Source organism: Escherichia sp. MOD1-EC5990, from assembly GCF_002965285.1.
In the GTDB taxonomy this organism is placed as follows: Bacteria; Pseudomonadota; Gammaproteobacteria; order Enterobacterales; family Enterobacteriaceae; genus Escherichia; species Escherichia coli_F.
In genome coordinates, this window is record NZ_PTRV01000018.1 from 83,655 (window position 1) to 93,431 (window position 9,777).

Here is a 9,777-nt window from a genome sequence, read left to right on the forward strand (position 1 = left end):
CCACGCAGAGGCGCCGCAAGGCGCCTTATTTTTTACTTCACTGCATTTTTAGCGGAAAGCATAATCTCCATCGCCTGTTGGCGATATTTATCTGCCGTATCTGGCGCCATTAATGCAATGATCCCCACAGCCCTGGGGGTGTCTTCAAGATAAACACTGATGGTTCTTTTCTGCTGACCATCAAAATTTATCAACACATCCTGATACTTACAGGTGAAATGTTTGGCATTACAATCATGAAACTGGAAGGCTTCCTCATTGTATTGATCCTTGAGATTGTCTCGCTGCTTCTTCTTTAACGCTTCCAGCGGGTCATCGGCGCTACGTCCTGCGGGCAGGCGGAAAGCAGAAATGAAGACGCTATTATCCTCACTTCTTATATCAATGGTTTTATTAGTACTAATGGAAACCGTATTCCAGTGTCGGTTCGGGATAGTCACGGTTATCGCAGCATTCTCAAAGGTATATTGCCACGGGGTAAACATACGAAACGTATTGCCGACTTTGGATAAAAGCAGGATTCCCAATACCCAACAGCACCCGCGAGTAAAACTGGCGAAGTTACGTTTTTTTTTAATAAATGCGCACAGAATACCTGACACAAGCACGGGAAGTAACAACGGCCCCAGAAATACTGAACCGATATACTCGCCAACCATGCCAGGATCTCCAGACAGTAGGTTGCTGTGCTGAAGATGACTAAGAAAAGTAGTTATTATCCATAGTATTAATAAGATAACGTATCTCATATCAATCCCTTATTATATAATACGTTCGCTACTAACGATGATTCATATCCCTATTCCCAGAATAGTTAATTTACCATATAGCATTAATTTTTAATGCTGCATATTTTTATGAAATGATTTATCGATAATTAATTTATATTGTCAGATGTGAACTATTGATATTTAAAATGAATTAAATAAAAACAAATGATAGTCTTTATGAATATTTTGCATATAAAAAAGGGGAATTTAATTCCCCTTTTAACGCATGGCAGGTACTTATTCAATATCCAGCGGATCTTCTGAAAGAATAATTCCGGTATTGTCGGCATAAAGATGGTCACCGGAGAAGAAGGTGACGCCGCCAAAATTAACGCGGACATCGCTTTCGCCAATGCCTTCGCCAGCGGCACCGACTGGAATTGCTGCCATCGCCTGGATGCCGATATCCAGCTCTTCCAGGTCATCTACCTGACGCACCGCGCCGTAAATGACCAGGCCTTCCCATTCATTTTGTACTGCCAGACGCGCCAGCTCAGCATCGACCAGTGCGCGACGAACAGAACCACCGCCATCAACGACGAGAACACGACCACGGCCATTCTGTTCGAGCAGATCGTACAGCAACCCGTTGTCCTCGAAACATTTTACCGTGATTATTTGTCCGCCAAACGACGCCCGTCCGCCAAAGTTGGAGAACAGCGGTTCCACGACGTTAACATCTTCTTGATAGATGTCACAAAGCTCGGAAGTATCGTATTTCATAGGCTTAACATTCAGTTGCTGCGAGAATTTTCAGTATATCGCGCTATGTGGGCTGTTGGCAAAATCATCAATTGTTAATTGATATTTGTCAGTTATGCTGCCCACTGGCTTAGGAATATCCCTAAAACAAACAGCACGTTAGTCAGTAACGCTCCCTTGACAGTGCGTTCCAGCATCGGTCGCATCGCCACCGGGTCCATTTCCCGCATCACATAACGGGCTTGCTTCACCAGTAATGGTGCCGCCAGCAGGAACAGCCAGCCCCACAGGCTATGCAGTGAAAAGAGATTAAACAGCGCCAGACACACCAGAGAGCCCATCAGCAGGCAGGCATGATAACGACGCGCGTTCACTTCACCTAAGCGCACTACCAGCGTGTTTTTGCCATTTTCGCGGTCGCTATTGATATCACGCAGGTTATTAATGTTCAGTACTGCCGTTGCCAGCAGGCCGCATGCGGTCGCCGGAAGGATCAGTGCCGGAATCAATGTATGAGCCTGTAAATACCAGCTGCCCATGACGCTTAACCAGCCAAAGAAAACCAGTACGGAAATATCACCCAAACCGATATAACCATAAGGACGATTGCCCACGGTGTAGGTGATAGCGGCAATGATCGACAACCCGCCAAGAATCAGGAAACCGACAAAATCGGCCAGCGTATGGCACGCCACTGCAACCAGTGCCAGCCCGGAGAGACAGATGAGCACGACGGTAATAATGAGCGCCCGTTTCATCTCTTGCTGGGTAATGACCCCTTTTTGCATGCCACGTAGCGGGCCAATGCGGTCAGGTTTATCGCTGCCTTTTACTGCATCGCCGTAATCATTAGCGAGGTTAGAGAGAATTTGAAGCAGTCCGGCGGTAATCAGTGCCAGCAGGGCGACCAGCGGATCGAAGTGACCTTGCCACCATGCCAGCGCCGTCCCGACGATAATTGCAGCAAAGGCGAGGGGGAGGGTTTTAGGTCGTAAACTTTCCAGCCACGCCTGAGTTCGGCTAATTTGTTGTTCAGTCATAATACGCGCCAATAAAAATGGGGCCTTTCAGCCCCATCAAACAATGATGAAAATGATTGAACGCGATTATAGGATAAAACGGCTCAGATCTTCATCTGCCACCAACGCATCCAGATGTTTGCTCACATAATCTGCGTCAATAGTGATGGTTTGACCGCTTAAATCGCTGGCGTCGTAGGAAATCTCTTCCATTAAACGCTCCAGAACAGTATGTAAACGACGAGCACCGATGTTTTCGGTAGATTCGTTCACCTGCCATGCTGCTTCCGCGATCCGCTTAATACCGGAGTCGGTGAACTCGATATTTACGCCTTCAGTCGCCATCAGTGCTTTGTACTGCACGGTGATAGAGGCATTCGGCTCGGTCAGAATACGCTCGAAGTCGCTGGTGGTCAGTGCCTGCAGTTCAACGCGGATTGGCAGACGACCTTGCAGTTCCGGGATCAGGTCAGACGGTTTCGCAATCTGGAACGCGCCAGAAGCGATAAACAGAATGTGGTCAGTTTTGACCATCCCGTGTTTGGTGGAAACGGTGCAACCTTCTACCAGCGGCAGCAGGTCACGCTGAACACCTTCACGAGAAACATCCGGACCGGAAGACTCGCCGCGCTTACAGATTTTGTCGATTTCGTCAATAAACACGATCCCGTGCTGTTCAACGGCGTCGATAGCGTCTTGCTTCAGCTCTTCCGGATTCACCAGTTTCGCCGCTTCTTCTTCAATCAGCAGCTTCATGGCGTCTTTGATTTTCAGCTTACGCGCTTTTTGTTTCTGACCACCCAGGTTCTGGAACATGGACTGCAGCTGGCTGGTCATCTCTTCCATTCCCGGAGGCGCCATAATTTCAACGCCCATCGGTGCTGCGGCAAGATCGATCTCGATTTCTTTGTCATCGAGCTGGCCTTCACGCAGTTTTTTGCGGAATGCCTGACGAGCAGCGGACGGTTCCTGCTGTTGTTCGGTCTGTCCCCAGTTGTTTTTAGCCGGTGGGATCAGCACGTCGAGAATACGTTCTTCTGCCAGTTCTTCAGCGCGATAACGGTTTTTCTCAATAGCCTGGACGCGTACCATTTTCACGGCGGCATCGGTCAGATCGCGGATAATAGAATCCACTTCCTTACCTACATAGCCCACTTCGGTGAATTTGGTCGCTTCAACTTTAATGAACGGCGCATTCGCCAGCTTAGCCAGACGACGAGCGATTTCAGTTTTACCGACACCGGTCGGGCCGATCATCAGGATATTTTTCGGGGTCACTTCATGGCGCAGCTCTTCGTTAAGCTGCATGCGACGCCAGCGGTTACGCAGTGCAATCGCCACGGAACGCTTGGCGTTGTCCTGGCCGATGATGTGCTTATCCAGTTCGCTGACGATTTCGCGTGGGGTCATTTCAGACATGGGAGATCCTTACGCTTTGTAGCTTAATTCTTCGATGGTGTGGAAATGGTTGGTATAGATGCAAATGTCGCCTGCAATATCCAACGCCTTTTCAGCAATTTCACGGGCGCTTAGTTCAGTGTTTTCTAACAGCGCGCGCGCCGCAGCCTGGGCGTAAGGGCCGCCGGAGCCGATAGCAATAAGATCGTTTTCTGGCTGCACCACGTCACCGTTACCGGTGATGATCAGTGAAGCGGTTTCATCCGCGACTGCCAGCAGTGCTTCAAGTTTGCGTAACATGCGATCGGTACGCCAGTCTTTTGCCAGCTCAACGGCGGCTTTGACCAGATGGCCCTGATGCATTTCCAGTTTACGTTCAAACAGTTCGAACAGCGTAAAAGCATCCGCAGTACCGCCCGCAAAGCCCGCGATGACTTTGTCGTTGTACAGACGGCGGACCTTTTTCACGTTACCTTTCATTACGGTATTGCCCAACGTGGCCTGACCATCACCAGCGATGACCACATGGCCGTTACGGCGTACGCTTACTATAGTTGTCACGAGCTGACCCCTTGGTTACGAATACAGAGTACAAACCCCGTACAAAAGTACGGGGCATAATGCAATTATAGATGGGGGGGATTTTGAGGGTTTCAACCCCCGGTAGCGAGTCGAATACAGTTTGTATGACCCGCCATCTTCAGGCGATTCAGGGTGCCGTCGGCATTTTCTTTCCCTTTAATCGGGCCAATCACCACACGATTCCAGCCATTGTTGGTGGTAATTTTCGAGTCAAAGCCTTCGAACGCCAGCTGAGCACGTACCGTCTCTGCCTGTTCCGCGCCTCGGAACGAACCGCACTGTACCATCCAGCGCCGCTCGTCTTTTTTCTCCGCCGTCTGTTTTGGCGCGTCAGCGGCCCGGCTAACAGGCGCGACTTGCTGTGACTTCGGCTGCGCCGCGGCAGTGTGTGCTGGCGTTTGCAGGAGATCCTGGTACGGCTGCTGAGCCGCCTGGCGAGTCTGCTGCGTCTGGCGCGGTGGTTGCTGCGCTTGCGCGGTACGCGGTTGTTGATATGCCTGCTCAGCCTGACGCTGCTGCTGTTGAGCCGCCTGAATCTGACGCTGTTGTGCCTGACGTTGAAGCGTTTGCTGACGCTGTTCCGGCGTCTGTTCATTCCATGGGACTTCAACCAGTTGCGTTGGTTGCTGGCGCATATCAGCCTGCATTTGTTCAAGAAGCTGACGTTGTTCTGGTGTCAGTTGCTCCGGCGTTTTCACTTCACCACCGGCAGAAGGTTCTGTTGGTGCACGCACACCCGGCTGGCGACTTTCCAGCTCTTTAATGTAGCGCCAGCGTTCTTCTGGTTTCGGTGGTAATCCGTTTCCGGTCACTTTCTGGCTTTGCAGTGTCTCGGACTCTTCTTTCTTGTGATGCGTAATGAAGTACAGACCACCGATAAAGGTCACAAGAACGGCGGCAGCAATAGCGACCATTGCGGGAGAAACCGCAGGCAGATTTCGTTGCTTTTTCCGTGAGGTGCTTTTTTTTCGCCGCGAAGGTGCCGGTTGGCTGCGGCGTACATAATCTCGTTGTGCCACTATCGTTTCGCTGTATTTATTCGTTCGTCAGCCCGCCATGTTACTTAAGCGGCGGGCCTTTGACCAGTCACGGCAGTCTTAAAGGTTTACTTTAAGGTAACGCGCGCGTTGATCCCCGGATGATAAGTTCGCAGTCCATTAAACGAGAGCCACTGCCAACGTGTTGCCCCTGCATTTGATCAAGCAATAACAGCATAGCTTCCCGACCGATTTCGTAACGCGGCTGCGCGATGGTTGTCAGCGGCGGATCACAAAATTGCGTCAGGTCGATGTTATCAAAACCGATTATGGAAAGGTCTTCCGGGACTTTCAGCCCCTGGCGTTTTGCCTGAGAAAGTGCGCCGAGCGCCATTACATCGCTATGGCAGAAGACAGCAGTAGGCGGTTGCGGAAGAGCAAGCAGCTGTTGCATCGCTTTGCTTCCGGCTTCAAAGGAGAAGTCGCCCCGGGCGATGTATTGCGGATCAACCATAATGCCGCAGCGACGCAGCGCCTGAACGTAGCCTTGCAGGCGGTAGTGACACAGCGGCATCTCTTCGGGACCGGCTATACAGCCAATCCGTTTATGACCTTGCTCATATAAATAATTTACTGCATCAAATGCGGCGGTCAGATTGTCGATATGAACTGTAGGCAGCTCCAGTTCCGGCGCAAATTCGTTCGCCATCACCATCGGCGGCAGATTACGCTGTTCCTCAATGCTGGCATCAAACGGCAGCCTTGAACCCAGCAGCAACATGCCATCAATTTGCTTGGTGATAATCAAATCGATAAAGGTTTTTTCCTGCTGATTTTGATGCGCACAGTCGCCAATCAGCACCAGATATCCGTGATTTGCCGCCGTAACTTCGATACCGCGAATAATTTCGCTAAAGAAGGGATCGCAGATATCCGGGACAATCACCAGAATGGTGCGGGATTCATTACGTTTGACGTTGCGCCCCATAGGCTGCGGCAAATAACCTACTTCCCGGGCCGCTTTTTCAACCCGATTACGGGTGGCCTGGGAGACTTTATCGGGATTCATTAATGCTCGGGAGACGGTCGCTGTAGAGACTTTTGCCTTCAGGGCAACGTCTTTCATGGTCGCGGCAGTTTCCTGCTTCTTCGCTTTCACACTCACTCCTCGCCCGGCACGGCAGGCGTACTACTTCCATGTTTACTTCACATCGGCAACATTTTTAGCAGATAGCGCGTGAAAACGGTTACAGAATTTTCATGAAAAGTGTGATGAATATTGAATTTTTCGATCCGCCTCGCATCGTTTGCGCATTAGCCCTCGATGGGATCGACATCCAGCACCCATTTCACCTTACGGGAATCCGGTATTGTATTGATGAGCGCCAGCGTACCACTAATGATGTGTTGCAAGCGCACGCGGGAAGGGTGCTGCAACAATATCTGCCAGCGCCAGCGGCCACCACGCTTAGGGGCCAGTGCCGGAACCGGAGCGAGAACCCACAGTTTGTCGTCTGCAAGCGGGCTGGCGAGGATCAGATTACGCAACTGTTGCAGGAACAGCGGCGCGTGCTGATTGTTATGATCTTCCGCACGCACAATCACATGGCTGGTCCACGGCGGCAGTTGCATCATGCGTCGTTCAGCCAGCGCCTGTTCGGCAAAGGCGTCGTAGCCTTTATAGAGCAATGTTTGCAACAGAGGATGTTCCGGATGGTGCGTTTGCAGCACCACTTCACCCTGTTTACCCGCACGCCCGGCACGACCGGCGACCTGGGTGTAAAGCTGGGCGAAACGCTCTGCCGAGCGAAAATCGGCAGAAAACAGCGCGCCGTCTACGTCCAGTAATGCCACCAGCGTCACATCCGGAAAGTGGTGACCTTTCGCCAGCATTTGCGTGCCGATCAAAATCCTCGCACCGCCGCGATGTACTTCCGCCAGTTGTTGTTCAAGCGCCCCTTTACGGCTGGTGGTATCGCGGTCGATACGAGAAATGGGCACACCAGGGAACAACGGCGCGAGCGTCTGTTCAAGCTGTTCGGTGCCCAGCCCCACGGGTACCAGGTGCGTGGAACCGCAAGAAGGGCACTGGCGCGGCACCGGACGCTGACTGTCGCAATGGTGGCAGCGCAAATGCTGTTGCGCCTGATGCAGCGTGTAGTAGTGATCGCAACGTGGGCATTCGGCTATCCAACCACAGTCGTGGCACAGTAGCGCAGGCGCAAAACCCCGACGATTAAGAAAGAGGATAACCTGATTGTTGGCCTGTAAATGCTGGCGCATACGGGTGATCAACGCCGGAGCCAGACCTGCCTGCACCTTCTGACCTTTTAAATCCAGCACATGTTGAATTGCCGGGCGCGCATTGCCCGCCCGACGGGTCAGGCGCAGCAGGCGGTATTTTTTCTGCTGGACGTTGCATAACGTTTCCAGCGCGGGCGTTGCGGAGCCAAGAATAATCGGGATTTGCTCGCTGTGCGCACGATACACCGCCAGGTCGCGGGCATGATAGCGCCAGCCTTCCTGCTGCTTGTAGGAACTGTCGTGCTCTTCATCAATGACAATCACACCGAGATTTTTAAACGGCGTAAACAGCGCGGAGCGGGTGCCGATCACAATCGCCGCCTCACCATTTTTCGCTTTCAACCACGCCGAAAGACGCTCGCTGTCGTTCAGGCCGGAATGCAGAACTTCCACTGGCGCATTAAACCGCTCACGAAAACGGGCAATAGTTTGCGGTGTCAGGCCGATTTCCGGCACCATCACCAGCGCCTGTTTGCCCTGAGCGAGCACGTTTTCCAGCACGCTTAAATAGACTTCCGTTTTACCGGAACCGGTAACACCCGCCAGCAGCCAGGCAGAAAAAGTATCTGCCGCGCTATGAATTGCGCCAACGGCGGTGGCCTGTTCGGTATTCAATCGCAACCGTTCACCAGAAACGGCATAGTTCGTGCGCCATTCTCTAAACTCTGGTGTTTCACTTGCTAAATCACACAGACCTTTTTTGCGCAGCGCCTGCAACGCGGCATCATTAAATTCGAGCGTGGCAACCTGATCACGCCAGATTTTGCCTTGCCGTAACGCTGCCAGCGCCTGTTGTTGCTTGGGTGAGCGTTTCAGGCTGTTCAGATCCACCGCCTGACCTTGTTCAGTGGCAAACCAGTACCACATCGGCGCGTTCGCCGCAGGCCGCCCCTGGCGTAGTAAAATCGGCAAGGCATGAAACAGCACATCGCCAATCGGATGATGATAGTAATCCGCGGCCCATAGCAGTAATCGCCAGACGGAGTGAGCAAATACCGGCTCAACGTCCAGCACTTCAACTACCGCTTTCAGCTCGTTAAGCGGCAGCTCGCTGACATCGCTAACTGACACCACAACCCCGATGCGCTCCTGCTGTTTGCCAAACGGCACGCGCACGCGACACCCGGCTTTAACCGTCATGCCTTCTGGCAGCAGATAGTCAAAGGTACGAGGAAGCGGAACGGGCAAGGCAACGTGGGCAACGGGCATAGCATCATCCTGACTTGAAATTCGGTGGGTTAGTATACACATTGCCGTAGAAGAGTGCGGATCAGTTTGCATACGCTGGTTAATTTCTGTATGATTTCGCGCCTTCGTACGAAATGATCGTATTGAAGCTATACTTTTAACATCGCGTGGTGTCTGGCGTTAGGGCTGGAAGAGCGACGCGGCCTTAAACCGAGGTTTTCCCATGAAAAAAGATATTCACCCGAAATACGAAGAAATTACTGCTAGCTGCTCTTGCGGTAACGTAATGAAAATCCGCTCCACCGTTGGTCATGACCTGAACCTCGACGTGTGCAGCAAGTGCCACCCGTTCTTCACTGGCAAACAGCGTGATGTTGCTACCGGTGGCCGTGTTGACCGCTTCAACAAGCGTTTCAACATCCCGGGCAGCAAATAAGACCGGATTTCCGAAAAAAGCGCCGCACGGCGCTTTTTTTGTGCCTGTAATTTGCCTTTTATAAATTCTGAAAAATTCCGGGGTGTTAACTCATTATCATTTCCTGTTGTTGACTGGCGCTAGGCTTCTGGTTCTTATTTATTTTAAAAGGATTTTACGATGAGCGGAAAACCGGCGGCGCGTCAGGGCGACATGACGCAGTATGGTGGCCCCATTGTCCAGGGTTCTGCCGGGGTACGTATTGGTGCCCCCACCGGCGTGGCCTGTTCGGTGTGCCCCGGCGGGGTGACGTCCGGCCATCCGGTCAATCCGCTGCTCGGTGCGAAGGTCCTTCCCGGCGAAACCGACCTTGCCCTGCCCGGCCCGCTGCCGTTCATCCTCTCCCGCACCTACAGCAGTTA

10 protein-coding genes are annotated in these 9,777 nt (G+C 52.1%); 2 read left to right on the forward strand and 8 right to left on the reverse strand.

What is annotated here, in order from left to right; translation table 11 throughout:
* Positions 1-32: 32 nt before the first annotated feature.
* From BEB42_RS18930 to priA, 8 genes are all read right to left on the reverse strand, one after another.
* Positions 33-659, reverse strand: coding sequence for a hypothetical protein (locus BEB42_RS18930; protein ID WP_123057342.1), 627 nt, complete (start codon positions 657-659; stop codon positions 33-35).
* Positions 660-1,007: 348 nt separating this feature from the next.
* Positions 1,008-1,493, reverse strand: coding sequence for a ribonuclease E activity regulator RraA (rraA, locus tag BEB42_RS18935; protein WP_000872908.1), 486 nt, complete (start codon positions 1,491-1,493; stop codon positions 1,008-1,010).
* A 92-nt stretch (positions 1,494-1,585) separates the two neighbouring features.
* The gene (gene menA / locus BEB42_RS18940) at positions 1,586-2,512 is read right to left on the reverse strand and encodes a 1,4-dihydroxy-2-naphthoate polyprenyltransferase (RefSeq protein WP_001353716.1); all 927 of its coding nucleotides are present in this window, start codon (positions 2,510-2,512) and stop codon (positions 1,586-1,588) included.
* 66 nt (positions 2,513-2,578) lie between these two features.
* Complete coding sequence (gene hslU / locus BEB42_RS18945; protein ID WP_001293344.1) at positions 2,579-3,910, reverse strand: HslU--HslV peptidase ATPase subunit; 1,332 nt, start codon at positions 3,908-3,910, stop codon at positions 2,579-2,581.
* A 9-nt stretch (positions 3,911-3,919) separates the two neighbouring features.
* Complete coding sequence (hslV, locus tag BEB42_RS18950; protein WP_000208242.1) at positions 3,920-4,450, reverse strand: ATP-dependent protease subunit HslV; 531 nt, start codon at positions 4,448-4,450, stop codon at positions 3,920-3,922.
* A 92-nt stretch (positions 4,451-4,542) separates the two neighbouring features.
* The gene (gene ftsN / locus BEB42_RS18955) at positions 4,543-5,490 is read right to left on the reverse strand and encodes a cell division protein FtsN (RefSeq protein ID WP_001353717.1); all 948 of its coding nucleotides are present in this window, start codon (positions 5,488-5,490) and stop codon (positions 4,543-4,545) included.
* 91 nt (positions 5,491-5,581) lie between these two features.
* The gene (gene cytR / locus BEB42_RS18960) at positions 5,582-6,607 is read right to left on the reverse strand and encodes a DNA-binding transcriptional regulator CytR (protein WP_000644900.1); all 1,026 of its coding nucleotides are present in this window, start codon (positions 6,605-6,607) and stop codon (positions 5,582-5,584) included.
* Between the two features lie 155 nt (positions 6,608-6,762).
* Positions 6,763-8,961, reverse strand: coding sequence for a primosomal protein N' (gene priA / locus BEB42_RS18965; protein WP_105267493.1), 2,199 nt, complete (start codon positions 8,959-8,961; stop codon positions 6,763-6,765).
* 202 nt (positions 8,962-9,163) lie between these two features.
* Between priA and rpmE the strand changes: the two genes are divergently transcribed.
* Together rpmE and BEB42_RS18975 are read left to right on the forward strand one after the other, a co-directional pair.
* Entirely contained in the window at positions 9,164-9,376 is a 213-nt protein-coding gene (rpmE, locus tag BEB42_RS18970) for a 50S ribosomal protein L31 (protein ID WP_000710769.1), read from the forward strand.
* A 159-nt stretch (positions 9,377-9,535) separates the two neighbouring features.
* The coding region (locus tag BEB42_RS18975; protein ID WP_201798035.1) for a DUF6531 domain-containing protein at positions 9,536-9,777 on the forward strand (242 nt) is incomplete at its 3' end.

Coding starts and splice junctions, on each gene's coding strand:
- BEB42_RS18930 (WP_123057342.1), bottom strand. CDS start 659: ATGGTTGGCGAGTATATCGGTTCAGTATTTCTGGGGCCGTTGTTACTT.
- rraA (WP_000872908.1), bottom strand. CDS start 1,493: ATGAAATACGATACTTCCGAGCTTTGTGACATCTATCAAGAAGATGTT.
- menA (WP_001353716.1), bottom strand. CDS start 2,512: ATGACTGAACAACAAATTAGCCGAACTCAGGCGTGGCTGGAAAGTTTA.
- hslU (WP_001293344.1), bottom strand. CDS start 3,910: ATGTCTGAAATGACCCCACGCGAAATCGTCAGCGAACTGGATAAGCAC.
- priA (WP_105267493.1), bottom strand. CDS start 8,961: ATGCCCGTTGCCCACGTTGCCTTGCCCGTTCCGCTTCCTCGTACCTTT.
- rpmE (WP_000710769.1), top strand. CDS start 9,164: ATGAAAAAAGATATTCACCCGAAATACGAAGAAATTACTGCTAGCTGC.